This is a genomic window from Streptomyces atratus (genome assembly GCF_900119365.1).
Classification (GTDB): Bacteria; Actinomycetota; Actinomycetes; order Streptomycetales; family Streptomycetaceae; genus Streptomyces; species Streptomyces atratus_B.
Genome location: NZ_FPJO01000001.1, coordinates 265,086 through 288,585, shown reverse-complemented (window position 1 = coordinate 288,585; position 23,500 = coordinate 265,086). Strand labels below are relative to the sequence as shown.

Here is a 23,500-nt window from a genome sequence, read left to right as displayed (position 1 = left end):
ACCGGACCCGTCCGGGCGGCGGAGGACGGCCGGGCCAGTCCCTCCGGAGACGGCTCTGTCGACGAGGGGGCGCCGCCCGCGCCGCTCGCGCCGCGGGCCCGGCTGTTCCCCGCGCTCGCGGCCGTCTACCGCGCCCAGCTCTCCAGGGCCAGGGTCGCCCGTATTCCGCTGCTCTTCGTCGCGACGTTCCAGTCCGTCGGGATCATGGTGCTGATGCGCGGGGTCGTCGACGGCGGCTCCGAGGCGCGGGCCGTCGTGGCCGGCTCCAGCGTCCTCGTCGTGGCCTTCGTGGCGCTCAATCTCCTCGCCCAGTACTTCGGGCAGCTGCGAGCCGGCGGCGGGCTCGACCACTACGCCACCCTGCCGGTGCCGCCCGCCGCGGTGGTGCTCGGCGCGGCCGGGGCGTACGCCTCCTTCACCGTGCCCGGCACGATCGTCACGGCCGTGGCCGGCAGTGTGCTGTTCGGGCTGCCGCTGACGCATCTGTGGGTGCTCGTAGCCGTCATCCCGCTCTCCGGGGCGGCGCTCTCCGGGCTGGGCGCGGCGCTGGGGCTGCTCGCGCCCCGGCAGGAGCTGGCCACGCTGCTCGGCCAGCTGGGCATGTCGGCGGCGCTGCTGCTCGGTGTGCTCCCGGCCGACCGGCTGCCCGCGCCGGTGGGCTGGGCGCGCGATCTGCTGCCCTCGACCTACGGTGTCGAGGCGCTCTCGCGGTCCTTCGACGCCGACCCGGACTGGGCGGTCGTCGCACTGGACCTCGCCGTCTGTGCCGTCGTCGGCGTCCTCTCGCTGGCCGTGGCGACCTGGGCGTACCGCAGGGCAGCGGTCCGGTGAGGCGCGGCGCGGGGGCGCCTGGCACGATGGCACGGTGACCGCACCTCTGACACCGCCTCACCAGCCCTCGTCCAACGATCCCTGGCAGACCCCCCCGAACTGGGGTGGCCCGGGGGGCTCCCACCTGATCGGTGCGCACCAGCCGAAAGGGCTGCCGGGAGCACCCGAGGAGAAGGCTCTCGCGCCGGAGCTGCGGCGGGCCGCGGTCATCGCCCTGCTCGTCGCCGTCTCCGGTGTCGCGCTCGGGCTGCTCTGGCTGTGGCTGGCGCCGGAGGTCCCGCTGATCTCCGACAGCACCGCCGTCTTCCTGAACGACAGCGAGGGCGAGGAGGCGATCGGCGCCGACGGTACGTTCGTGCTGCTGGGCCTGGCCTTCGGAGCGGTCTCCGCGGCGCTGGTCTTCTGGTTCCAGCGGCGCGGCGGGATCGCCCTGGTGGTGGGGCTCGCGCTGGGCGGGCTGCTCGGTTCGCTGCTGGCCTGGCGGCTGGGTGTGTGGCTCGGGCCGACCCAGGACGTGGTCGCGCACGCGCGGGCGGTCGGCAAGGGTGTGGTCTTCGACGCGCCGCTCCAGCTGCGGGCGAAGGGGGCGTTGCTGGCGTGGCCGCTGGGGGCAATGGCGGTGCATCTCGGGTTGACCGCGTTGTTCGGGCCGCGGGATCCGGAGCCGGAGTGGGTGGTGTTTCCGGGTGCGCCTGGGGCGCCCGGGGGCGGGGCGTCGGTGCCGCCGGCGCAGTCGTAGTCGTGCGGGTGGGGCCGGCCGCTGCGCGGGGCTCGTCCCCTGCCCGCCCCTTCCCGGAACCGGGGCTCTGCCCCGGACCCCGGTCCTCAATCGCCGGACGGGCTCAGTTGTGCCGGGGTGGCCTGAGAGGTGCCGGACGGGCTCAGTTGTGCCCGGGGTGGCCTGAGAGGTGCCGGACGGGCTCAGAGCTCGCTATCCCCGGCCGATCTCCGCGAACACCGCGCCCGCCAGTGACGCCAGGTCCGCGGGGGAGAGTTCGACCTCCAGGCCGCGGCGGCCCGCCGAGACGCAGATCGTTGTGTGGGACTGCGCCGACGCGTCCAGCACCGTAGGCAGCCGCTTCCGCTGGCCCAGGGGGGAGATGCCGCCCCGTACGTAGCCGGTGGTGCGTTCGGCGGCCGCCGGGTCGGCCATGGTGGCCCGCTTGCCGCCCACCGCGGAGGCCAGGGCCTTGAGGTCCAGGGTGCCGGCCACCGGGACGACCGCCACGGTCAGGGTGCCGTCGACGTCCGCCACCAGGGTCTTGAAGACCCGGTCGGGGGAGACGCCCAGCGCCTGGGCCGCCTCCTCGCCGTAGGAGGGGGATGCCGGGTCGTGGTCGTAGGAGTGGACGGTGAACGCCGTGCCGGACGCGGACAGTGCGACCGTGGCCGGGGTGCCGCCGGACTGTTGCTGCTTCTTCGGCTTCTTCGCCACGGGGGAACGGTCCTCGATCGGTCGGTCGGATCAGTTGGGGTGGGTCGGGGCGCGGGTCAGGTCCACCGCGGGCAGCGACGGCAGATGACGGATGACGGCGGTCTCGGAGCGCAGCAGCGTCAGTTCCTCGCGCAGCCGGGTCGCGGTGTCGGGCGCCTGGAGCAGCCGTTGCTTGGTCGGTACGTCGAGCACGGCCGCCGCCGCGACCAGGTAGGAGACGACGGCGGGGTCGTCGGGCAGGTCCGCGCCGGTGGTCAGGGACCGTTCGCTCGCCCCGGCCAGTCGCTTCTGGTAGTTGCGGAAGGCCCGCAGCACGCCCTCGGCGAGCGCCCCCGCCTCCTCGCCGGGCCCCTCGTCCAGCTCTTCGAGCTCGGCCGTCAGAAAGGGGCCGCTCGCGTCGACGGAGAGCAGCCTGACCCGGGTGGTGCCGGTCGCCAGGACCTCGAAGCTGCCGTCCGGCCGTTCCCGGATCTTCGCCGCGTCGGCGATGCAGCCGACCCGGTGGAAGGTCTGGACCGGGTCGGGGCCGAAGCCGTCGGCGGGGCCGCGCTCGGCGGGGACGTTCACCGCGTCCGGCATTCCGGTACCCGGCGGGGCGGTTTCGCGGCCGTCGCGGATCGCGACCACGGCGAAGCGGCGGGGTTCGTCCTGGTCGGTCTTCAGGAGCTCGCGCATCATGGCGCGATAACGCTCCTCGAAGACGTTCAGCGGCAGCACGAGGCCGGGGAACAGCACCGCGTTCAGCGGGAACAGAGGCAGGCGAGCGGTGGTCACAACGGTCAAGCGTAATGGCCGCCGGGCCCGCTCCGGTCGGCCCGTCCCGGGATCGGTGTCGCACAGGCCGCCCGGAGCCGCGTGTCGTCCCGCGTCTCCAGGAACCGGCCGAGCGGATCCTCGGAGACCGACGACCACGGGAACGACGTCGCGTGGTGCCCGATCCGCCGGAACTGTTCCAGCGCCTCGTCCCAGCGGCCCCGGGTGACCAGCACGAACGCCAGCAGGTTGCGGACCTCGGCGGGCCAGGGGTCGCCCGGCGCGAACGTGGCGGACAGTGCGATGGCCAGATCCGCCGCCGCGTCGATCCGTTCCTCCTGCACCGAGGTGGTCCGGGCGCCGGGCCCCTCGATCAGCAGGGCGAAGGCGGCCCGCAACGGCAGCGCCTGCACCAGCGAGCTGGGCAGCGAGTCCTCGGCGGCCCGCTCGGCGAAGTCGAAGCACTCGCGGTGCGAGCCGTACCAGGCCGCGGAGAGGTACCGCAGTGCCGCGACATGGCAGCCGTAGTGGTGCGGGGAACGCCGTATGGCCTGCTCCCACAGCGCCTCGAACATGGTGTGCGTGGCGTGGGTGCCGCGCGCGTGGTCGAGCGCGAGGCGCCAGGGCACCGGGTCGCGCGGATCGCTCTCGGCCGCCGCCGTGATCAACGGTCCCACCTCGCGCAGCTGCTCGGCCCGGGCGGGCGACTCCCAGGCCCGGCGGACCGCCAGCTGGGCCTTGACGAGCAGCGCGTCCGGGTCGTGCGGGGCGGCGGCGAGCCAGTCGGTCAGCCAGCCGTCGCGGCTGCGGGCGAACGTGACGAGCCGGCCGAGGTAGCGGTCGCGGTTCTCCCACTCGGCACCGTCCCGGGTGGTGGCGAGGAGTTTCGCGGCCGGTCCGTACTCCCCGAGGGCGGCGGCGACGAGGGCCGGGGAGAGCCGCTCGTCGGGGGCGTCGAGCAGCACCTCGTCGTCCGCGGGCAGTCCGGCGGAGCCCTGTGCGGGGCGCCGGAACGTGCACGCGGCACGGAACAGGGCACGAAGGATTGGCATGGTGCAGACCATTGAAAAGCGCTGGTCGGGACGGCGCCAGAGGCTCGCTGTGAAGCTTTGGTGCCGAGTGAATGGGTTGTATCGGACCGAGTCAAGAAGAAGTAAAGGAAAGTGCGGAATCTGGCTTGTTCCTGTTGTTCCGGCCGATGACTTCCGGTAGTTCGGACGCGGCTCGGGCGACCGTTCGACCACGGCCTGCGGGCGCCGCGCCGCCCGCTCGGCAGCGGGGCCACGAGCGGTCGGGCGGCCGTCGCCCGGCCGGCCGTGGCCGGATTTCGCGTCAGCCCCGGCGCAGCAGCCGCGAGGCCCCCGCCGCGACGGTCGTCGCGAGTATCCAGCCCAGCAGGACGAGCATCGCCGCCGCCCACTGCCAGCCGCCCTCCATCCGCCAGTAGCCGTCCTGGCCCAGATTGATCACCGGGATCAGCAGGTCCAGCGCGTACAGCGCCGGGTTCCACTGCGGATGCTCGTCCTGTTTGATCGCCGCCGGGACGTGCTGGGAGAAGGCCAGCGCCCCCGCCGCCCACAGCAGGGCCATCCACACCGCGGCCCGCCCCGGCCGGTAGCCGTACGCCACCGTCCAGTCCTGGAGGAAGCCCCAGAGCTTCGCGGCGAGCGGCAACGTCTCGCGCCGCCGCCGCTGCTTGGCCAGCAGCACCTCCCGGGCGTCCGCGTCCTCCCCGCAGTTGCGCAGCACCGTCGCGAGCCGCTCGTACGGCTCCGGGACGTACTCCGGGGTCGCCGCCGCCACCCATTCCAGGCGCCGGGAGAGCGGGAAGTGCCCGTACGGGACGAGGTTCTCGTACACGAAACCGCCCATCGCCAGCCCGCCGGGCCCCGGCCAGCTGGTCGACACGTCGATCAGCGTGACGACCTTCGCGCCGTTCAGCACGACCCGGCCCTCCTCCGGCCGTTCCACGTTGAACCGCAGCTCCGGGGTGACGATCCGGCGCAGCGACAGTTCCTCGTGCCGGCCCAGCACGAACCGCGCCTTGTGCAGATCGACCGCGTCGCCGAACCGGCCGTCGTCCAGGCGCACCCCGCCCCGGCACTCGAACCCCTGCGCACGGGTGCCGTTCGCCGGGGTCGACGCCATGACGATGCCGAACGGGGGAGTGGTGCCCTGGATCCCGGTGTCGACGCTCACCCACGCCTCGCTCATGTACAGCGTCCGCTCCACGGTCAGCTGCGGGGCGTTCAGCGCGCGCCGCCCTTCCCTGCCCCGCAGCCGGCTGCCGCGCAGGCTCAGCGAACCGCCGACCTTCGCCCCGCGCAGACTCAGCTCGCCGCGCGCCTCGATCAGCTCCGCCTGAAGGTCCTGGGCGACCGCCAGCCCGTCACCGGCCAGTGCCCGCCCGCCCCGGTCCGGGCCGATCTCGATCTGGTTGATCAGCAGATCGGTTCCGATCTGGGCGTCGGTGAGCCGGATCCCGCGCGGGATCCGGCAGCGCGGCAGATGCAGATCGCCCTCGGTGCGCAGCCGGGCCGCCTCCAGCCTCGGCATCGCGCAGCCGACGATCCGCAACGTCGTGAAGTGGCACTCCGGCAGCACCACCTCGCTCTCGAAGCGGCAGCCGGTCATCTCGACGTACGGCGCGACGCGCCCGCCCGCCAGATCGAGCACCCCGGTGATCCGCACGCCCCGGAGTTTCAGCGCCGCGACCCGGCCGGGCCGCGGCGGCGGACCCGAGAGCAGCAGACGGGCGACGACTCGCCCGTCCACACTGCGCTCCGGTCCCCAGACGCGCGGCGCGAACGGATCGTCCTGCGCCGGGTCGCGGGCGCGCAGATCGTAGGTGCTGCCGTTCCGGAAGGCCTGCCACATGCCCAGCTCGGCCGCGCTCAGACCGTCCGGAAAATCGCCGTCGTGCGGCTCGGTCACGGGTGCCCCTTCCGCTCGGAGCTGTTCTTCCCCCTGGGTGACGACGTGAACGCTATTGGTCAGCAGTGACGTCCGGGACATGTATCAGCCAGTGATACGGGCGACCGGACGCCGCAGGCGGTCTGCGAGAATTGCGGTGTGATCTCTCGAATCGATCTGCGCGGCGATGCCCTCCCCGAGGGTGGAGCCCTGCGCGACCTGCTGCCCCGTGCCGAGTTCGACGTGGAAGCCGCCCTGGAGACGGTGCGGCCCATCTGCGAGGACGTACGCCATCGTGGCTCCGCGGCAGTGATCGAGTGGGGGGAGAAATTCGACGGCGTACGGCTCGACTCGATCCGGGTCCCGGCCGAGGCGATCGCCGGGGCCGTCGAGCGGCTCGACCCGGCCGTGCGGGCCGCCCTGGAGGAGTCGATCCGCCGGGCCCGCCTCGTCCACCGCGAGCAGCGCCGCACCACGCACACCACCCAGGTCGTCCCCGGCGGCACCGTCACCGAGAAGTGGGTGCCGGTCGAGCGCGTAGGTCTGTACGTCCCGGGCGGGCGCTCCGTCTACCCGTCGTCCGTGGTCATGAACGTCGTACCGGCCCAGGAGGCGGGCGTCGAGGGCATCGCCGTCGCCTCCCCGCCGCAGAAGGACTTCGGCGGTCTGCCGCACCCCACCATCCTCGCCGCCTGCGCCCTGCTGGGCGTCGACGAGGTGTACGCGGCGGGCGGCGCCCAGGCCGTCGCGATGTTCGCGTACGGAACGGCCGAATGTCTTCCGGTGAACCTCGTCACCGGCCCCGGCAACATCTACGTCGCCGCCGCCAAGCGCCTCCTCAAGGGCCGCATCGGCATCGACGCGGAGGCGGGCCCCACCGAGATCGCGATCCTCGCGGATTCCACCGCCGACCCGGTGCACGTCGCCGCCGACCTGATCAGCCAGGCCGAGCACGACCCGATGGCCGCCGCGGTCCTGGTCACCGACTCCGCGGAGCTGGCCGCGGCCACCGAGGCCGAGCTGAAGCCGCAGATCGCCGCGACCAAGCACGTCACCGACCGGATCGAGCCCGCACTGGCCGGCCGCCAGTCCGCGATCGTCCTGGTCAACGACCTGGAGGACGGCCTCAAGGTCGTCGACGCGTACGCCGCCGAGCACCTGGAGATCCAGACCGCCGACGCCGCCGCCGTCGCCGACCGGGTCCGCAACGCCGGCGCGATCTTCGTCGGCCCCTGGTCCCCGGTCTCGCTCGGCGACTACTGCGCCGGTTCCAACCACGTCCTGCCCACCGGCGGCTGCGCCTGCCACTCCTCGGGCCTCTCCGTGCAGTCCTTCCTGCGCGGCATCCACATCGTCGACTACACGCGCGACGCGCTCGCCGAGGTCACCCACCACGTCGTGACCCTCGCCGAGGCGGAGGACCTCCCCGCCCACGGCGCCGCGCTCAAGGCCAGGTTCGGCTGGAAGGTCCCGCAGCAGTGACGAACGGCAACACCCCCCGCACCCGCATCGACGATCTTCCGATCCGCGACGAGCTGCGCGGCAAGTCCCCCTACGGGGCGCCGCAGCTCGACGTACCCGTGCGGCTGAACACCAACGAGAACCCCTACCCGCTGCCCGAGGCGCTCGTCGACCGGATCGCCGAGCGGGTCCGCGAGGCCGCCCGAGACCTCAACCGCTACCCCGACCGGGACGCCGTCGAGCTCCGTACCGAACTGGCCCGCTACCTCACCCGCACCGCCGGGCACGAGGTCGCCCTCGCCAACGTCTGGGCGGCCAACGGCTCCAACGAGGTGCTCCAGCAGCTCCTCCAGACCTTCGGCGGCCCCGGCCGTACCGCGATCGGCTTCGAGCCCTCGTACTCCATGCACGCCCTCATCGCCCGCGGCACCGGCACCGGCTGGATCTCCGGACCGCGCAACGAGGACTTCACCATCGACGTCGAGGCCGCCCGCGAGGCCATCGCCGAGCACCGCCCCGACGTCGTCTTCATCACCTCTCCCAACAACCCCACCGGCACCGCCGTCGACGCGGAGACCGTGCTCGCGCTCTACGAAGCCGCCCAGGCGGCCAGGCCGTCGATGGTCGTCGTCGACGAGGCGTACGGCGAGTTCAGCCACCACGCCTCGCTGCTCCCGCTGATCGAGGGCCGGCCGAACATGGTGCTCTCGCGCACCATGTCGAAGGCGTTCGGCGCCGCCGGACTGCGCCTGGGCTACCTCGCCGCCGACCCGGCCGTGGTCGACGCGGTCCAGCTGGTGCGGCTGCCGTACCACCTGTCCTCCGTCACCCAGGCCACCGCGCTCGCCGCCCTGGAGCACACCGATACGCTGCTCGGGTACGTCGCGCAGCTCAAGAACGAGCGCGACCGGATCGTCACCGAGCTGCGCGCTCTCGGCTACGACGTCACCGACTCGGACGCCAACTTCGTCCAGTTCGGCCGCTTCGCCGACAGCCACACCGCCTGGCAGCGGATCCTCGACCGGGGCGTCCTGGTCCGGGACAACGGCGTACCGGGATGGCTGCGGGTCTCCGCGGGCACGCCGGCAGAGAACGACGCGTTCCTCGATGCGGTAAGCGAACTGAAGAAGGAGCACGACGCATGAGCCCCCGCGCAGGCCGCGTACTGCATCTCCCGGGGGAGGCCCCCCGGACACCCAGCCGACACGGGGCCGACCGTGATCCGGCCCGGCGAGGCGAGCACAACCAAGGAGCAAGCGCATGAGCCCCCGCGTAGGCCGCGTGGAACGCACCACCAAGGAAACCTCGGTACTGGTCGAGATAAACCTCGACGGCACCGGCAAGGTCGATGTGTCGACCGGCGTCGGCTTCTACGACCACATGCTCGACCAGCTCGGCAGGCACGGGCTCTTCGACCTCACGGTCAAGACCGACGGCGATCTGCACATCGACTCGCACCACACCATCGAGGACACCGCCCTCGCCCTCGGCGCCGCGTTCAAGCAGGCGCTCGGCGACAAGGTCGGGATCTACCGCTTCGGCAACTGCACCGTCCCGCTGGACGAGTCGCTCGCCCAGGTCACCGTCGACCTGTCCGGCCGCCCCTACCTGGTGCACACCGAGCCGGAGAACATGGCGCCGATGATCGGCGCGTACGACACGACGATGACCCGGCACATCCTGGAGTCCTTCGTCGCACAGGCGCAGATCGCCCTGCACGTCCACGTGCCGTACGGGCGCAACGCCCACCACATCGTGGAGTGCCAGTTCAAGGCGCTCGCCCGCGCCCTGCGCTACGCCAGCGAGCACGACCCGCGCGCCGCCGGGATCCTCCCCTCCACGAAGGGCGCGCTGTGACCGGCCTCAACACCATCCTGATCGTCGTCGGCCTCTTCCTGGCCGGCGGCGTCTACTCCTTCGCGAAGCAGGGCATGCCCAAGGGGGTCATCGTCCTGCTCTCGCTCGCCTCCGTGATGTGCCTGGTGGCAGGCATTCTGCGGATCCAGGGACTCTGGGACTGAGGGAACGAGCTGTGAGCGACAACAAGAAGGTCGTCGTCTTCGACTACGGCTTCGGCAACGTCCGTTCCGCCGAGCGGGCCCTGGCCCGCGTCGGCGCGGACGTCGAGATCACCCGTGACTTCGAGAAGGCGATGAACGCCGACGGGCTGCTGGTGCCCGGCGTCGGCGCGTTCTCCGCGTGCATGGACGGGCTGAAGAAGGCCCGCGGCGAATGGATCATCGGCCGCAGGCTCTCCGGAGGCCGCCCCGTCATGGGCATCTGCGTCGGTATGCAGATCCTCTTCGAGCGCGGCATCGAGCACGGCGTGGAGACGGAGGGCCTGGACGAATGGCCCGGCACCGTCGCCCCGCTGAAGGCCCCGGTCGTCCCGCACATGGGCTGGAACACCGTGCGGGCCCCCGAGGACTCCCAGCTCTTCGCCGGTCTCGGCCCCGAGGCCCGGTTCTACTTCGTGCATTCCTACGCGGTGCACGACTGGAGCCTGGAAGTCACCAACGCCAAGATCCGCGCCCCCCGGGTCACCTGGGCCACCCACGGCGAGCCGTTCGTCGCCGCCGTGGAGAACGGTGCCCTGTGGGCCACCCAGTTCCACCCCGAGAAGTCCGGCGATGCCGGCGCCCAGCTGCTGACCAACTGGATCGAGACACTCTGATGCCGAAGCTTGAACTGCTCCCCGCCGTCGACGTCCGCGACGGCCAGGCCGTCCGCCTCGTCCATGGCGAGTCCGGCTCCGAGACCTCCTACGGTTCCCCGCTGGAGGCCGCCCTCGCCTGGCAGCGCGCCGGGGCCGAGTGGCTGCACCTCGTCGACCTGGACGCCGCCTTCGGCACCGGGGACAACCGGGCGCTGATCGCCGAGGTGGCCGGCGCCATGGACATCAAGGTCGAGCTCTCCGGCGGCATCCGCGACGACGCCTCGCTGGCCGCCGCCCTCGCCACCGGCTGCCGCCGGGTCAACCTCGGCACCGCCGCCCTGGAGACCCCTCAATGGGTCGCCAAGGTCATCGCCGAGCACGGCGACCGGATCGCCGTCGGCCTCGACGTCCGCGGCACGACGCTGCGCGGCCGCGGCTGGACCCGTGACGGCGGCGACCTGTACGAGACGCTCGCCCGCCTCGACTCCGAGGGCTGCGCCCGCTACGTCGTCACCGACATCGCCAAGGACGGCACGCTCCAGGGCCCCAACCTGGAGCTCCTGAAGAACGTCTGCGCCGCCACCGACAAGCCCGTCGTCGCCTCCGGCGGCGTCTCCTCGCTGGACGACCTGCGGGCCATCGCCTCGCTCGTCCCGGACGGCGTCGAGGGCGCGATCGTCGGCAAGGCGCTGTACGCGAAGGCGTTCACCCTCGAAGAAGCGCTGCAGGTGGTCTCCGGATGAGCGACTCCGTCAACCGTGTCTCCTCCGGCGGCCCGTGGGAGGAGAAGTTCGGCTACTCCCGCGCGGTGGAGCTGCCGAACGGCCTCGTCCTGGTCGCCGGCTGCACGTCGGTGGAGAACGGCCAGATCTCCGCGGGCGGCCCGTACGAGCAGACCGTCACCTCCTTCAGGATCGCCTTCGACGCGCTGAAGCAGTTCGGCCTGGGCCGCGAGGACGTCGTCCGTACCCGGATGTACCTCACGCACGCCCGGGACGTGGACGAGGTCGGCCGCGCCCACAAGGAGCTCTTCGACGACGTGCGCCCCGCCGCCTCGATGATCATCGTGTCCGGTTTCGTGGACCCGAGCCTGGTCGTCGAGGTCGAGGTCGAGGCCTACCGGGCAGGTGCGCGATGAGCCTCGCGGTACGCGTCATCCCCTGCCTGGACGTCGACAACGGCCGGGTCGTCAAGGGCGTCAACTTCCAGAACCTGCGCGACGCGGGCGACCCCGTCGAGATGGCGAAGCTGTACGACGCCGAGGGCGCCGACGAGCTGACCTTCCTGGACATCACCGCCTCCAGCGGCGACCGGGAGACCACCTACGACGTGGTGCGCCGCACCGCCGAGCAGGTCTTCATCCCGCTCACGGTCGGCGGCGGCGTCCGCACCGCCGACGACGTCGACAAGCTGCTGCGGGCCGGTGCGGACAAGGTCGGCGTCAACACCGCCGCCATCGCCCGCCCCGACCTCATCCGGGAGATCGCCGAGCGCTTCGGCCGTCAGGTCCTGGTGCTCTCCGTGGACGCCCGGCGCACCCCCCGGGGCACCTTCGAGGTCACCACGCACGGCGGCCGCAGGGGCACCGGCATCGACGCCGTCGAATGGGCGCACCGCGCCGCCGAGCTGGGCGCGGGCGAGATCCTGCTCAACTCGATGGACGCGGACGGCACCAAGGACGGCTACGACACCGAGATGATCACGGCGGTACGGAAGCACGTGACCGTCCCCGTCATCGCCTCCGGCGGCGCCGGCCGGCTCGCCGACTTCGCACCCGCCATCGAGGCGGGCGCCGACGCGGTGCTCGCCGCCTCCGTCTTCCACTTCGGCGATCTGCGGATCTCCGAGGTCAAGGACGCGCTCAGGGAGGCCGGACACCCGGTCCGCTGACCCGCACCACTCACCGAGCCCGTCGCCGGGCGGAGCCGATCCATCGGCCCCGCCCGGCGACGGGCTTTTCCGCTGTCTCTTCCGTCGTCTCTTCTGCCGTCCGGGATCCCACAACTTTTATTGCGCAATAAAGATTGCGCAAGCTTTCTTTTCCATCTACGGTCGGGGCATGGCAAGCAAGGAATCACGCCGGGTCTCGGACCTGGAGACCCTGAAGGCGTTCGGGCACCCCCTGCGGATGCGGCTCTACCGGGCGCTCTACATCGCCCGCAAGGCCACCGCGTCCCAACTGGCCGAGCAGGTCGACGAGGCGGTCTCGCTCGTCAGCTACCACCTGCGCAAGCTCGCCGACCACGGCCTGATCGAGGAGGCCGAGCAGCAGGGCGCGGACGGCCGCGAACGCTGGTGGCAGCCCGCCTCGAAGGGGCTGAACTTCCACGAGGAGGACTTCACCGACGCCCCCGAGAAGGCCGCCACGCACGCCGCCGTCGGCCGGCTCTCCTTCGACCAGCACATCGAGCTGTACCGCCGCTACCTCGACTCGGCCCCGACCTGGCCGCTGGAGTGGCGCAGCGCCGCCTCCAGCTCCGAGTACCTGGCCCGGCTCACCGCCGAGGAGCTCTCCGCGCTCACCCGCGAGATGCACGAGGTCGTCGACCGGTACGAGGGACTCGGCCGTGCCCGCGAAGAGGCCGGGGAGACGGAAGGCCGCGAGAACGTCGCCGTACACCTGTACACATTCCCGTTCCGCCCCTGACCCGCCGCCCCGGGAGGCCGACCCCATGACCGTCACCGACACCGTCACGCCCACGCAGGTCGCCGAACGCCCCGCCCACCGCGACGCCAACGTCCTGCGCTGGTTAGGCGCCCACACCGCCTCGATGATCGGCGACAGCGTCTACTACATGGCGCTGGCCTGGGCCGCCGCCCGCACCGGCAGCGACGCCCAGACCGGGATCGTCCTCGCCGTCGGCTCCATACCCCGGGCCGTGCTGATGCTCGGCGGGGGAGTGCTCGCCGACCGGATCGGACCGCGCCGCGTCGTCATCGGCAGCGACGCCGCCCGCTGCCTGGTCGTCCTCGGCCTGGCCGGCGCGCTGCTGCTCACCTCGCCCGCGCTGTGGATGCTGATCGCCGTCGCGCTCGTCTTCGGCGTGGTCGACGCCCTCTTCCTGCCCGCCGTCGGCGCCCTGCCGCCCCGGATCACCGCAGCCGGAGAGCTGGCCCGCGTCCAGGGAATGCGCGGACTGGCCACCCGTACCGCCAATGTTGTCGGCGCCCCGCTCGGCGGCGTCGCGGTGGCCCTCGGCGGACCGGCGCTCGCCTTCGCCGCGGCCGGGGTGCTCTTCGCCGTGTCGCTGCCGCTGCTCCTGTCCCTGCGGATCCGCCCGCTGCCCGACCAGGAGGGCGCCGAACCCTCCGGCACCGCCTGGCACGACCTGGCCGACGGGCTGCGCCACATCCGCCGCCACCCGCTGCTCGGACCGCTGATGCTGGTCGTCGCCGTCAGCGAGCTGGGCTTCGTCGGGCCGCTCAACCTCGGACTTGTCCTGCTCGCCCGGGAGCGTGACTGGGGCGCGTCCGGCATGGGCTGGATCATCGCCGCCTTCGGCATCGGCGCCGGTGCGTCGGCCCTGCTGCTCGCCGTGCGCGGCCGGGTGCCGCGCGCCGGGCTGGTGATGTGCCTGACGGTGCTGATCGGCGCGGTCGCCATCGGCGCCCTGGCGTACCTGCCCTCGGTGCCCCTCGCCGCCGCCGGGGCGGTCTGCGTCGGGCTCTTCGCCGGCCTCGGCGGCTCCCTGTGCGGGGCCCTGATCCAGACCGTCACCGAACCCGCCTACCTCGGCCGGGTCACCTCGGTCTCGACGCTCTTCACCCACGCGATCGCCCCGCTCGGCTACCCGGTCACGGGAGCCGCCGTCGCCGCTTGGGGGACCGGCCCGGTCTTCGCCGCCAGCGCCGCGGTGTGCGCCTCGGGGGCGGTGACGGGGCTGGCCATCGCCGGGCTGCGCCGCGCGGAACTCCCGCGCTGACCCCGCCCCCGTGCGCCCTACATCCCCAGCTCCGCCGTGTGCAGCCGGTCCACCGCCTCCTTGTCGCCCTCCAGGCCCACCACGGCCGCGTCCTGCCGCCCGAACGCGAAGAGCAGCAGCTCGCCCGGCTCGCCGGTGACCGTCACCACCGGGGTGCCCTTGTGCGCCACCGCGGTCTGGCCGTCCGGGCGGCGCAGTACCAGCCCCACCGGGGACCTGCGGCCCAGCAGCCGGGCCGTCTTCTCGGCACGCGACCACAGCAGATCGGCGAAGACCGGGTCCAGCTCGCGCCGCGACCAGTCCGGCTGGGCCCGGCGGACATCCTCCGTGTGGATGTAGAACTCGACGGTGTTGGCGGCCTCGTCGATCTGCTTCACGGCGTACGGGGAGAACCTCGGCGGTCCCGTACGGATCAGCTGGATCAGCTCCTCGTACGGCTTCGCGGCGAATTCGGCCTGCACCCGTTCGAGCCGGTTCTTCAGCGCGCCCAGCAGGATCCCGCCCGCCGCGTCCGGCCTGCGCTCGCGGACCACCACATGGGCGGCCAGGTCCCGGGTCGTCCAGCCGTGGCACAGGGTCGGTGCCTCCGGTCCCGCCGCCTCCAACAGGTCGGCGAGCAGAAGTCGTTCGCGCTTCGCATGGGTCGACATGGTCGCCAGCGTACGACCGCCGCACGCGGTCCGCCCAGTGGACGTCGCACGGGAACGACCCCGCGGCCACGGCACAATGGGCGCATGACCAGCGCGCCCACGCCCAGCACTCCGCCGCCGTCCGGCAACCTCGACCCGGCCATCGCGGCCCGCCTCAAGCGCGGTGCCGACGGACTCGTCCCCGCCATCGCCCAGCAGTACGACACCGGCGAGGTGCTGATGCTCGGCTGGATGGACGACGAGGCCCTGCACCGCACCCTCACCACCGGCCGCTGCACCTACTGGTCCCGCAGCCGCCAGGAGTACTGGGTCAAGGGCGACACCTCGGGCCACATCCAGCGGGTCAAGTCCGTCGCCCTCGACTGCGACGCCGACACCGTCCTCGTCCGGGTCGACCAGACGGGTGCCGCCTGCCACACCGGCGACCGCACCTGCTTCGACGCCGACGTCCTCCCGCTCGCGCAGTAAGGGCCGCCCGCCATGGATCTCGACACCTTCCGCAAACTCGCCGTCGACCGGCGCGTCATCCCCGTCAGCCGCAGGCTCCTCGCGGACGGCGACACCCCGGTCGGGCTCTACCGCAAACTCGCGGGCGAGCGCAGCGGCACCTTCCTCCTGGAGTCCGCGGAGAACGGCCGCACCTGGTCGCGCTACTCCTTCATCGGGGTACGCAGCGCCGCCACCCTCACCGCACGCGACGGACAGGCCCACTGGCTGGGCGTCCCGCCCGTCGGGGTCCCCGTCGACGGCGACCCCCTGGAGGCCCTGCGCGCCACCATCGAGACCCTGCACACCCCGCACGACCTGGTCGTCGACGACGGAATGCCCCCGTTCACCGGCGGCATGGTCGGCTACCTCGGCTACGACATCGTGCGCCGCCTGGAGAAGATCGGCGACAGCGGCGAGGACGACCTGCACGTGCCCGAGCTGACCATGCTGCTCACCTCGGACCTGGCCGTGCTGGACCACTGGGACGGCAGCGTCCTGCTGATCGCCAACGCGATCAACCACAACGACCTCTCGACCGGTGTCGACGAGGCGTACGCGGACGCCGTCGCCCGCCTCGACGCCATGGAACGCGACCTCTCGCGCCCCGTCGAGAACGCCCCCGCCACCCTTCCGCCGTCCGAGCTGCCCCCGTACACCGCACTGTGGGGCGGCAAGGCGTACCAGGACGCCGTCGAGGACGTGAAGGAGCGCATCAGGGCCGGCGAGGCCTTCCAGGTCGTCCCCTCCCAGCGCTTCGAAACCCCGTGCACGGCAAGCGCGTTGGACGTATACCGGGTGCTGCGCGCCACCAACCCCTCGCCGTACATGTATCTCTTCCGGTTCGACGGCTTCGACGTCGCCGGCTCCAGCCCGGAGGCCCTCGTCAAGGTCGAGGACGGACACGCCATGGTCCACCCGATCGCCGGGACCAGGCACCGCGGCGCCACCCCGCAGGAGGACCAGGCGCTCGCCGACGAACTCCTCGCCGACCCGAAGGAACGCGCCGAGCACCTGATGCTGGTCGACCTCGGCCGCAACGACCTGGGGCGGGTCTGCGCACCCGGCACCGTCGAGGTCGTCGACTTCATGTCGATCGAGCGGTACTCGCACGTGATGCACATCGTCTCCACCGTCACCGGCCGCGTCGCCGAGGGCCGCACCGCCTTCGACGTCCTCACCGCCTGCTTCCCCGCAGGCACCCTCTCCGGCGCCCCCAAGCCCCGCGCGATGCAGATCATCGAGGAGCTCGAACCGGCCCGCCGCGGACTGTACGGAGGCTGCGTCGGCTATCTCGACTTCGCCGGGGACTCCGACACCGCCATCGCCATCCGCACCGCCCTGCTCCGCGACGGCACGGCGTACGTCCAGGCCGGAGCGGGCGTCGTCGCGGACTCCGACCCGGTCGCCGAGGACACCGAATGCCGCAACAAGGCCGCGGCGGTGCTCCGCGCGGTGCATACGGCCAACCGGCTCCACGGCGTCTGAGGCGGTAGGGGATAGTGGAGTACGTGAGTGCTGTCCCCGTACCCCAGCCCCGTGCCCGAGCCGTCGCCGCGCCCGACGCCTCGGGAAGCCGTCGCAGTCTGGCCGCCGGTCTGCTCCTCGGGGCGGCCGGCGCCACCGTCGTGCTGCTCGCCTCCGGCCAGACCTGGGCCGAGGGCGAGGCGTCCGTCGGCGGCGGCTCGCTGCCCCTGACCGCAGACGGGCAGGACGTCACCGGCCTCCCGGCGGCCCTCGCCGTAGTCGGCCTGGCCGCCCTCGTCGCCGTCTTCGCGGTCCGCGGCGCCGGCCGGCTGGTCGTCGCCGGGCTCCTCGCCCTCAGCGGCCTCGGCGCCGGACTGAGCGCCTGCCTCGGCGCCTCCGACAGCGCGGCGCTCGACGAGAAGGCCGCCCAGTCCACCGGCGACGCCTCGGCGACCATCGGCGCGCTCGCCCACACCGCGTGGCCCTACGTCACCGCGGCCGGCGGCCTGCTGATCCTGCTCGCCGGGCTGCTCGCCCTGCGCTACGGGAAGCTCTGGCCCACCATGTCGGGACGGTACGAACGGGACGGCACCCCCCGCCCCCGCAAGGCCGCCCGCACCGCCCCGGACCCGGACCGGCCCGAGGATCTCTGGAAGGCCCTGGACCGCGGCGAGGACCCGACGCGCGAGGTGTGACCCCCAGATCATGTCCGGCCGCGCACGTACGGGACAATGAATCCGAGCTTTCAGCACAGCGGCACCAACAGCGCCACCAGCTTTGCGTACAGCGATACCAACAGCGCAACACCAACAAGGAGCAACTCATGGCGGGCAGCAGCCACGGACACACCCCGGCCGCCTGGACCGGTGTCATCATCTCCTTCATCGGCTTCTGCGCCGCAGGCGTCTTCATGGTCGCGGCCAACCCCGTCGGCTTCTGGGCCGGAATCGCCGTCGTCCTCCTCGGCGGGGTCGTCGGCCTCGCGATGAAGGCCGCGGGCCTCGGCACGCCGAAGGAGTCCGCGGAGATGGCCCAGGCACGGGCCCGCGCCGCACAGGCCCAGGTCTCCTGACGCCACGCGGCACCCATACGCATGCGAGGCGCAGCCCGGCCCGGGCTGCGCCTTTCCGCGTCAGCAGGGACAATCACCGGGTGGACGCATCGCCTACCCCCGCCGCCCCGCCGGTCTTCCCCCCGGCCCCCGTACCGGCCTCGCGCATCCGGCGGCTGGCCACGCCGGTCGGCGTCATGGCCGTCGTCGTCGGCGCGTTCGGCTACGTCGGTGCCGTCGACCCCAACGAGCCCGGCCACTACCCGCTCTGCCCGCTGCTGAGGTTCACCGGGCTCTACTGTCCGGGCTGTGGCGGACTGCGCAGCGCCCATGCCGTCGCGCACGGCGACATCGCCGCCGCCCTCGGCTCCAACGCGCTCGCCGTCGTCGGCTACGCGGCCTTCGCCGTGTTGTGGGCCGTCTGGATGGTCCGCGCCGCCCGGGGCAGGCCCATGAGCCTCGCCGCGAAACCCGTCGTCTGGTGGGGGACCGGGGCCGTACTGCTGATCTTCTCGGTCGTCCGGAATCTGCCGATCGGTTCGTTTCTGGTGCCTTGAATGCCCAGGTAGTGGGACATTCGCCCACCGGATTCGGGCCCTTCGCCCTCCTACGGATAGCATTGACATGGCTGATCCTGTTCCCTCATCACCGTCCCGGAAGGGGGCCGCTCGCGTGAGTGTGCTCGACGAGATCATCGACGGCGTACGCGCCGACCTCGCAGAGCGGCAGGCGCGTGTCAGCCTCGACGAGCTGAAGGAGCGCGCGGCGCGCGCTCCCGGGGCCAAGGACGGAGTCGCCGCCCTGCGCGGCGAGGGCGTCACCGTCATCTGCGAGGTCAAGCGTTCCAGCCCCTCCAAGGGGGCCCTGGCCGCGATCGCCGACCCGGCCGCGCTCGCCGCGGACTACGAGGCGGGCGGCGCGTCCGTCATCTCGGTCCTCACCGAGGGGCGCCGCTTCGGCGGCTCGCTCGCCGACCTGGAGGCCGTCCGCGCCAAGGTCGACATCCCGGTCCTGCGCAAGGACTTCATCGTCACCTCGTACCAGCTCTGGGAGGCCCGCGCCTACGGTGCCGACCTCGCCCTGCTGATCGTCGCCGCCCTCGACCAGGAGGCCCTGGTCTCCCTGATCGAGCGCGCCGAGTCCATCGGCCTGACGCCGCTGGTCGAGGTGCACGACGAGGAGGAGGCCGAGCGCGCCGTGGACGCCGGGGCGAAGGTCATCGGTGTCAACGCGCGCAACCTGAAGGACCTCAAGGTCGACCGCTCCACCTTCGAGCGCGTCGCCCCCGAGATCCCGAACCACATCGTCAAGGTCGCCGAGTCCGGTGTCCGTGGCCCGCACGACCTGATCGCCTACGCCAACGCGGGCGCCGACGCGGTGCTCGTGGGCGAGTCGCTGGTCACCGGCCGCGACCCGCGGGCCGCCGTCGCCGACCTGGTCGCCGCCGGCGCCCACCCGGCGCTGCGGCACGGACGGAGCTGACCCGGCCCGTGTCCGCCGAACGTCCCGCGTCCCGTCGCCGGCGGGGCCTGCGCCCCACCGGAGCCACGGTCCGGGTACCGCACGCCCCGCTGGCGCGCGGCTGCCGCCCCCGCGGCTGCCGCGCCCCCGCGCGCCGCGTGCACGGCCGGCGGGTGCGGTACGTGATCGGCGACGAGCCCGGCCAGGTCAACGGCATGCGATGGCGCCCGGGGACCGCGCTGTAGCGAGCCCCGGCCGACGTACCCGCACCACTCCCGTCGTACGTACGACCGCACCGCCCGACCGATCACCGGTCGCGGTGGCGCTCCGCTCACGGCGCATACGGTGAATCCACCCATTGCGATGTCGAGGAGCACGTCGGATGTCATCTGACTTCTTCATTCCGGACCCGGAGGGTCTGATCCCCAGCGCCGAGGGGTACTTCGGTGCGTTCGGCGGCAAGTTCATCCCGGAGGCGCTCGTCGCCGCCGTGGACGAGGTCGCCGTCGAGTACGACAAGGCGAAGGCCGACCCGGCCTTCGCCGCCGAGCTCAACGAGCTCATGGTCAACTACACCGGCCGGCCCAGCGCGCTGACCGAGGTCCCGCGCTTCGCGGAGCACGCGGGCGGCGCCCGGATCTTCCTCAAGCGCGAGGACCTCAACCACACCGGCTCGCACAAGATCAACAACGTGCTGGGCCAGGCGCTGCTCACCAAGCGCATGGGCAAGACCCGGGTCATCGCCGAGACCGGCGCCGGCCAGCACGGCGTCGCCACCGCGACCGCCTGCGCGCTCTTCGGCCTCGAATGCACCATCTACATGGGCGAGATCGACACCGAGCGGCAGGCGCTGAACGTGGCGCGGATGCGGATGCTCGGCGCGGAGGTCATCGCCGTGAAGTCCGGCTCCAGGACCCTGAAGGACGCCATCAACGAGGCGTTCCGCGACTGGGTCGCCAATGTGGACCGCACGCACTACCTCTTCGGCACCGTCGCGGGACCGCACCCCTTCCCGGCCATGGTCCGCGACTTCCACCGGGTCATCGGTGTCGAGGCCCGCCGCCAGATCCTGGAGCGGACCGGCCGGCTGCCGGACGCCGCCATCGCCTGCGTCGGCGGCGGCTCCAACGCCATCGGGCTCTTCCACGCCTTCATCCCGGACGCGCACGTCCGGCTGATCGGCTGCGAGCCCGCCGGACACGGCGTGGAGACCGGCGAGCACGCGGCGACCCTGACCGCGGGCGAGCCCGGCATCCTGCACGGCTCGCGCAGCTACGTCCTCCAGGACGACGAGGGCCAGATCACCGAGCCGTACTCCATCTCGGCCGGTCTCGACTACCCGGGCATCGGCCCGGAGCACTCGTACCTCAAGGACATCGGCCGCGGCGAGTACCGCGCGGTCACCGACGACGCGGCCATGCAGTCGCTGCGTCTCCTCTCCCGCACCGAAGGGATCATTCCGGCCATCGAGAGCGCCCACGCGCTGGCCGGAGCCCTGGAGGTCGGCAAGGAGCTCGGCAAGGACGGGCTGATCGTGGTCAACCTGTCCGGCCGCGGCGACAAGGACATGGACACCGCAGCCCGCTACTTCGGGCTGTACGACGCGACCGACGGGGTCGTCGAGGCCGATGTGGCCGACGGGGAAGAGGAGGTCACCAAGTGAGCGGCAATGTGGAGCTGTTGAACACCGCCCTCGCGCAGGCGAAGGCGGAGGACCGGGCCGCGCTCATCGCGTACCTCCCGGCCGGGTTCCCGACCGTCGACGGCGCGATCGAGGCCGTGAAGGAGGTCGTGGCGGGCGGCGCGGACATCGTCGAGGTGGGGCTGCCGCACAGCGACCCGGTGCTCGACGGACCGGTCATCCAGACCGCCGACGACATCGCCCTGCGCGGCGGTGTGAAGATCGCCGACGTGATGCGCACGGTCCGTGAGGCGCACGAGGCGACCGGTGCCCCGATCCTCGTCATGACGTACTGGAACCCGATCGACCGGTACGGCGTCGAGCGCTTCACCGCCGAGCTCGCCGAGGCGGGCGGGGCCGGGTGCATCCTGCCCGACCTGCCGGTCCAGGAGTCCGAGCTGTGGCGCGAGCACGCCGACAAGCACGGTCTCGCGACCGTCTTCGTCGTCGCGCCCAGCAGCAAGGACGAGCGCCTCGCCACCATCACCGCGGCCGGCTCCGGCTTCGTCTACGCGGCCTCGCTGATGGGTGTCACCGGCACCCGCGATTCGGTCGGCGACCAGGCCCAGGACCTGGTCCGGCGCACCCGCGCCACGACGGACCTGCCGGTCTGCGTCGGCCTGGGCGTCTCCAACGCCCGGCAGGCCGCCGAGGTGGCGGGCTTCGCCGACGGGGTGATCGTCGGCTCCGCCTTCGTCAAGGCGATGCTGGACGCCCCCGACGAGGCGGCCGGTCTGGCCGCCGTCCGCTCCCTGGCGGGCGAACTCGCCGAAGGCGTTCGAAAGCGCTGAATCGGGTGTAACCCAAACGAGTGGACCTGGACCGGGGAGGCACGCACGTGCCTCCCCGGTTCGTTGCTGCGGGTGTGAGCGAGAAGAACGAACAGGGAAAAAGGGCCGCGCGAGACCGGCTCGTACAGCAGCGTGAGCGCCAGAAGGCCAGTGAGCGCCGCAGGCGCACGCTGATCGTCGCCAGTGCGGTGGTGGGTGTGCTGGCGCTGGCCGCCGTCGTCGGCGTGATCGCCGCGAATTCGGGCGGCAAGGGTGACAAGAGCGAGGCGGGGGGCCCCGTCGCCGCCCCGTCCGGCGCGACCGGGAAGGACAGCCTGGCCATCCGGGTCGGCGCGGACGACGCCCCGTCCACGCTCACCATCTGGGAGGATTTCCGCTGCCCGGTCTGCGCCCAGTTCGAGAACGCGTTCCGCGACACGATCCACCAGTTGGAGAACACCGGGCAGATCAAGGTCGAGTACCACCTCGCCACGATCATCGACGGCAATCTCGGCGGCAGCGGTTCGCTGCGCGCGGCCAACGCGGCGGCCTGCGCCCAGGACGCCGGTAAGTTCTCCGCGTACCACGACGTGCTCTACCGCAACCAGCCGCAGGAGACCGACGACGCCTTCGGTGACAACGCCAAGCTGGTCGAGCTCTCGGGGAAGGTCCCGGGGCTCGACACCCCCGGTTTCCGCAGCTGTGTGGAGGACGGCAAGCACGACGGCTGGGTCAAGAAGTCCAACACGGCGTTCCAGAACGGCGGATTCCAGGGCACGCCGACCGCGCAGCTCAACGGGGAATCGATCTTCCCGAAGAAGGGGAACGAGCCGATCACCGTGGCCAACCTGAAGAAGTGGGTGGCCGAGGCCAACAAGGGCAAGAAGCCGGCCACGGTCACCCCCACCCCGTCGGGTTCCTGACCGGTCCCCGCGCGGAGTCGAGCAGGGGAATCGATGACCTGCCCGTTACCCATACGTTGTCGGGTGGGTTGCCGTACGCCCCACCCGGCAAGGTAGCGTCGACCCTGCCATGGACCTTGCCTACATTCCCAGCCCGTCGACCGGCGTGATCGATCTCGGCCCGATCCCGCTCCGCGGCTACGCGTTCTGCATCATCATCGGTGTCTTCGTCGCCGTCTGGTTCGGCAACAAGCGCTGGGTCGCCCGGGGCGGCAGATCCGGCACCGTTGCCGACATCGCCGTCTGGGCCGTGCCCTTCGGCCTCGTCGGCGGCCGGCTCTACCACGTCATCACCGACTACCAGCTGTACTTCAGCGACGGTGAGAACTGGGTCGACGCCTTCAAGATCTGGCAGGGCGGCCTCGGCATCTGGGGCGCGATCGCCCTCGGTGCCGTCGGCGCCTGGATCGGCTGCCGCCGCCGCGGGATCCCGCTGCCCGCCTGGGCCGACGCGCTCGCCCCCGGCATCGCCCTGGCCCAGGCCTGCGGCCGCTGGGGCAACTGGTTCAACCAGGAGCTGTACGGCAAGCAGACCGATCTGCCGTGGGCGCTGGAGATCAGCGAGGGCCCCAACCGGGTCGCCGGCACCTACCACCCGACGTTCCTCTACGAGTCGCTGTGGTGCATCGGTGTCGCCCTGCTGGTGATCTGGGCGGACCGCCGCTTCAAGCTCGGACACGGCCGGGCGTTCGCCCTGTACGTCGCCGCGTACTGCGCGGGACGGGCCTGGATCGAGTACATGCGGGTCGACGAGGCCCACCACATCCTGGGCCTGCGCCTGAACGTGTGGACCGCGCTGATCGTGTTCGTGCTGGCGGTGGCGTACATCGTGATCTCGGCGAAGGTACGGCCGGGGCGCGAGGAGATCGTGGAGCCGGGCGCCGCGAAGGAAGCGGCGGAGGCGGCGAAGGCCGAGGGCGTCGAGACCGCCGATGGCGTCGAGACCGCCGAGGACGACGCGGACTCCAAGGACGACGCGGACTCCAAGGACGACGCGGAC

At 72.3% G+C, this 23,500-nt stretch carries 28 protein-coding genes; 23 read left to right on the top strand and 5 right to left on the bottom strand.

From position 1 onward, the window contains the following. Window positions 1-102 precede the first annotated feature (102 nt). Entirely contained in the window at window positions 103-831 is a 729-nt protein-coding gene (locus BT364_RS01370) for an ABC transporter permease (protein WP_256259570.1), read from the top strand. A gap of 34 nt (window positions 832-865) precedes the next feature. Continuing rightward, window positions 866-1,570: an ABC transporter permease gene (locus tag BT364_RS01365; RefSeq protein WP_072483189.1), complete on the top strand. Its 705-nt coding sequence runs from the start codon at window positions 866-868 to the stop codon at window positions 1,568-1,570. A gap of 192 nt (window positions 1,571-1,762) precedes the next feature. Here the strand turns inward: BT364_RS01365 and ybaK are convergent, their stop codons facing one another. From ybaK to BT364_RS01345, 4 genes are all read right to left on the bottom strand, one after another. Then, the gene (gene ybaK / locus BT364_RS01360; protein WP_072483188.1) at window positions 1,763-2,266 is read right to left on the bottom strand and encodes a Cys-tRNA(Pro) deacylase; all 504 of its coding nucleotides are present in this window, start codon (window positions 2,264-2,266) and stop codon (window positions 1,763-1,765) included. Window positions 2,267-2,296: 30 nt separating this feature from the next. Then, a complete protein-coding gene (locus BT364_RS01355; protein ID WP_072483187.1) occupies window positions 2,297-3,040 on the bottom strand; it encodes an LON peptidase substrate-binding domain-containing protein in 744 nt (247 codons plus the stop codon). A gap of 5 nt (window positions 3,041-3,045) precedes the next feature. After that, window positions 3,046-4,083 (bottom strand): hypothetical protein, encoded by a 1,038-nt coding sequence (locus BT364_RS01350; RefSeq protein WP_072483186.1) that lies wholly within the window; start codon window positions 4,081-4,083, stop codon window positions 3,046-3,048. A 268-nt stretch (window positions 4,084-4,351) separates the two neighbouring features. Further along, window positions 4,352-5,953, bottom strand: a complete 1,602-nt coding sequence (locus BT364_RS01345; RefSeq protein ID WP_072483185.1) for an oxidoreductase — start codon at window positions 5,951-5,953, stop codon at window positions 4,352-4,354. Window positions 5,954-6,091: 138 nt separating this feature from the next. On the opposite strand from BT364_RS01345, the gene hisD reads away from it, so the two are divergent. The 10 genes from hisD (at window position 6,092) to BT364_RS01300 (ending at window position 13,972) form a co-directional block, all read left to right on the top strand. Next, window positions 6,092-7,414: a histidinol dehydrogenase gene (hisD, locus tag BT364_RS01340; RefSeq protein ID WP_072483184.1), complete on the top strand. Its 1,323-nt coding sequence runs from the start codon at window positions 6,092-6,094 to the stop codon at window positions 7,412-7,414. Further along, window positions 7,411-8,538, top strand: coding sequence for a histidinol-phosphate transaminase (locus BT364_RS01335; protein WP_072483183.1), 1,128 nt, complete (start codon window positions 7,411-7,413; stop codon window positions 8,536-8,538). Before hisD ends, BT364_RS01335 begins: the two co-directional genes overlap by 4 nt. 115 nt (window positions 8,539-8,653) lie before the next feature. Beyond that, window positions 8,654-9,250, top strand: coding sequence for an imidazoleglycerol-phosphate dehydratase HisB (gene hisB / locus BT364_RS01330; RefSeq protein WP_072483182.1), 597 nt, complete (start codon window positions 8,654-8,656; stop codon window positions 9,248-9,250). Beyond that, the gene (locus BT364_RS41275) at window positions 9,247-9,414 is read left to right on the top strand and encodes a hypothetical protein (RefSeq protein ID WP_164493121.1); all 168 of its coding nucleotides are present in this window, start codon (window positions 9,247-9,249) and stop codon (window positions 9,412-9,414) included. The genes hisB and BT364_RS41275 overlap by 4 nt, the downstream gene beginning before the upstream one ends. Window positions 9,415-9,425: 11 nt before the next feature. Then, entirely contained in the window at window positions 9,426-10,067 is a 642-nt protein-coding gene (gene hisH / locus BT364_RS01325) for an imidazole glycerol phosphate synthase subunit HisH (RefSeq protein ID WP_072483181.1), read from the top strand. After that, the gene (gene priA, locus BT364_RS01320) at window positions 10,067-10,792 is read left to right on the top strand and encodes a bifunctional 1-(5-phosphoribosyl)-5-((5-phosphoribosylamino)methylideneamino)imidazole-4-carboxamide isomerase/phosphoribosylanthranilate isomerase PriA (protein ID WP_072483180.1); all 726 of its coding nucleotides are present in this window, start codon (window positions 10,067-10,069) and stop codon (window positions 10,790-10,792) included. Before hisH ends, priA begins: the two co-directional genes overlap by 1 nt. Further along, complete coding sequence (locus tag BT364_RS01315) at window positions 10,789-11,187, top strand: RidA family protein (RefSeq protein ID WP_072483179.1); 399 nt, start codon at window positions 10,789-10,791, stop codon at window positions 11,185-11,187. Before priA ends, BT364_RS01315 begins: the two co-directional genes overlap by 4 nt. Further along, window positions 11,184-11,939 carry an imidazole glycerol phosphate synthase subunit HisF gene (gene hisF / locus BT364_RS01310; protein WP_072483178.1) on the top strand — a complete coding sequence of 252 codons (756 nt, stop codon included), beginning with the start codon at window positions 11,184-11,186 and terminating at the stop codon, window positions 11,937-11,939. The genes BT364_RS01315 and hisF overlap by 4 nt, the downstream gene beginning before the upstream one ends. Window positions 11,940-12,108: 169 nt before the next feature. Further along, window positions 12,109-12,696, top strand: a complete 588-nt coding sequence (locus tag BT364_RS01305) for an ArsR/SmtB family transcription factor (RefSeq protein WP_072483177.1) — start codon at window positions 12,109-12,111, stop codon at window positions 12,694-12,696. 25 nt (window positions 12,697-12,721) lie between these two features. Beyond that, window positions 12,722-13,972, top strand: a complete 1,251-nt coding sequence (locus BT364_RS01300) for an MFS transporter (RefSeq protein ID WP_072483176.1) — start codon at window positions 12,722-12,724, stop codon at window positions 13,970-13,972. 17 nt (window positions 13,973-13,989) lie between these two features. Here BT364_RS01300 and BT364_RS01295 read toward each other — a convergent pair whose 3' ends face one another. After that, a complete protein-coding gene (locus tag BT364_RS01295) occupies window positions 13,990-14,622 on the bottom strand; it encodes a TIGR03085 family metal-binding protein (RefSeq protein ID WP_072483175.1) in 633 nt (210 codons plus the stop codon). Window positions 14,623-14,706: 84 nt separating this feature from the next. Between BT364_RS01295 and hisI the strand changes: the two genes are divergently transcribed. The 11 genes from hisI to lgt all read left to right on the top strand — a co-directional run. Then, window positions 14,707-15,090, top strand: a complete 384-nt coding sequence (gene hisI / locus BT364_RS01290; protein WP_072483174.1) for a phosphoribosyl-AMP cyclohydrolase — start codon at window positions 14,707-14,709, stop codon at window positions 15,088-15,090. 12 nt (window positions 15,091-15,102) lie between these two features. Beyond that, window positions 15,103-16,596 (top strand): anthranilate synthase component I, encoded by a 1,494-nt coding sequence (locus BT364_RS01285; protein ID WP_072483173.1) that lies wholly within the window; start codon window positions 15,103-15,105, stop codon window positions 16,594-16,596. 14 nt (window positions 16,597-16,610) lie between these two features. Further along, window positions 16,611-17,270 carry a TIGR02234 family membrane protein gene (locus BT364_RS01280; protein WP_072483172.1) on the top strand — a complete coding sequence of 220 codons (660 nt, stop codon included), beginning with the start codon at window positions 16,611-16,613 and terminating at the stop codon, window positions 17,268-17,270. Between the two features lie 128 nt (window positions 17,271-17,398). After that, window positions 17,399-17,647, top strand: coding sequence for an HGxxPAAW family protein (locus BT364_RS01275; RefSeq protein ID WP_072483171.1), 249 nt, complete (start codon window positions 17,399-17,401; stop codon window positions 17,645-17,647). Between the two features lie 80 nt (window positions 17,648-17,727). Beyond that, window positions 17,728-18,183, top strand: coding sequence for a DUF2752 domain-containing protein (locus BT364_RS01270; RefSeq protein ID WP_072483170.1), 456 nt, complete (start codon window positions 17,728-17,730; stop codon window positions 18,181-18,183). 115 nt (window positions 18,184-18,298) lie between these two features. Next, window positions 18,299-19,108, top strand: a complete 810-nt coding sequence (gene trpC / locus BT364_RS01265; protein ID WP_072483169.1) for an indole-3-glycerol phosphate synthase TrpC — start codon at window positions 18,299-18,301, stop codon at window positions 19,106-19,108. Window positions 19,109-19,116: 8 nt separating this feature from the next. Beyond that, window positions 19,117-19,332 carry a tryptophan biosynthesis modulator TrpM gene (trpM, locus tag BT364_RS01260; RefSeq protein ID WP_371267897.1) on the top strand — a complete coding sequence of 72 codons (216 nt, stop codon included), beginning with the start codon at window positions 19,117-19,119 and terminating at the stop codon, window positions 19,330-19,332. Between the two features lie 137 nt (window positions 19,333-19,469). Further along, window positions 19,470-20,750: a tryptophan synthase subunit beta gene (gene trpB, locus BT364_RS01255; protein WP_072483168.1), complete on the top strand. Its 1,281-nt coding sequence runs from the start codon at window positions 19,470-19,472 to the stop codon at window positions 20,748-20,750. Next, complete coding sequence (gene trpA / locus BT364_RS01250) at window positions 20,747-21,559, top strand: tryptophan synthase subunit alpha (RefSeq protein ID WP_072483167.1); 813 nt, start codon at window positions 20,747-20,749, stop codon at window positions 21,557-21,559. Before trpB ends, trpA begins: the two co-directional genes overlap by 4 nt. Before the next feature lie 74 nt (window positions 21,560-21,633). Next, a complete protein-coding gene (locus BT364_RS01245; protein WP_072483166.1) occupies window positions 21,634-22,461 on the top strand; it encodes a DsbA family protein in 828 nt (275 codons plus the stop codon). Between the two features lie 109 nt (window positions 22,462-22,570). Continuing rightward, a partial coding sequence (gene lgt, locus BT364_RS01240) for a prolipoprotein diacylglyceryl transferase (RefSeq protein ID WP_256259550.1) occupies window positions 22,571-23,500 on the top strand: 930 nt, incomplete at its 3' end.

Coding starts and splice junctions, on each gene's coding strand:
- hisI (WP_072483174.1), top strand. CDS start 14,707: ATGACCAGCGCGCCCACGCCCAGCACTCCGCCGCCGTCCGGCAACCTC.
- BT364_RS01300 (WP_072483176.1), top strand. CDS start 12,722: ATGACCGTCACCGACACCGTCACGCCCACGCAGGTCGCCGAACGCCCC.
- BT364_RS01305 (WP_072483177.1), top strand. CDS start 12,109: ATGGCAAGCAAGGAATCACGCCGGGTCTCGGACCTGGAGACCCTGAAG.
- priA (WP_072483180.1), top strand. CDS start 10,067: ATGCCGAAGCTTGAACTGCTCCCCGCCGTCGACGTCCGCGACGGCCAG.
- hisB (WP_072483182.1), top strand. CDS start 8,654: ATGAGCCCCCGCGTAGGCCGCGTGGAACGCACCACCAAGGAAACCTCG.
- BT364_RS01350 (WP_072483186.1), bottom strand. CDS start 4,083: ATGGTCTGCACCATGCCAATCCTTCGTGCCCTGTTCCGTGCCGCGTGC.
- BT364_RS01295 (WP_072483175.1), bottom strand. CDS start 14,622: ATGTCGACCCATGCGAAGCGCGAACGACTTCTGCTCGCCGACCTGTTG.
- trpB (WP_072483168.1), top strand. CDS start 19,470: ATGTCATCTGACTTCTTCATTCCGGACCCGGAGGGTCTGATCCCCAGC.
- hisF (WP_072483178.1), top strand. CDS start 11,184: ATGAGCCTCGCGGTACGCGTCATCCCCTGCCTGGACGTCGACAACGGC.
- BT364_RS01285 (WP_072483173.1), top strand. CDS start 15,103: ATGGATCTCGACACCTTCCGCAAACTCGCCGTCGACCGGCGCGTCATC.
- BT364_RS01315 (WP_072483179.1), top strand. CDS start 10,789: ATGAGCGACTCCGTCAACCGTGTCTCCTCCGGCGGCCCGTGGGAGGAG.
- BT364_RS01275 (WP_072483171.1), top strand. CDS start 17,399: ATGGCGGGCAGCAGCCACGGACACACCCCGGCCGCCTGGACCGGTGTC.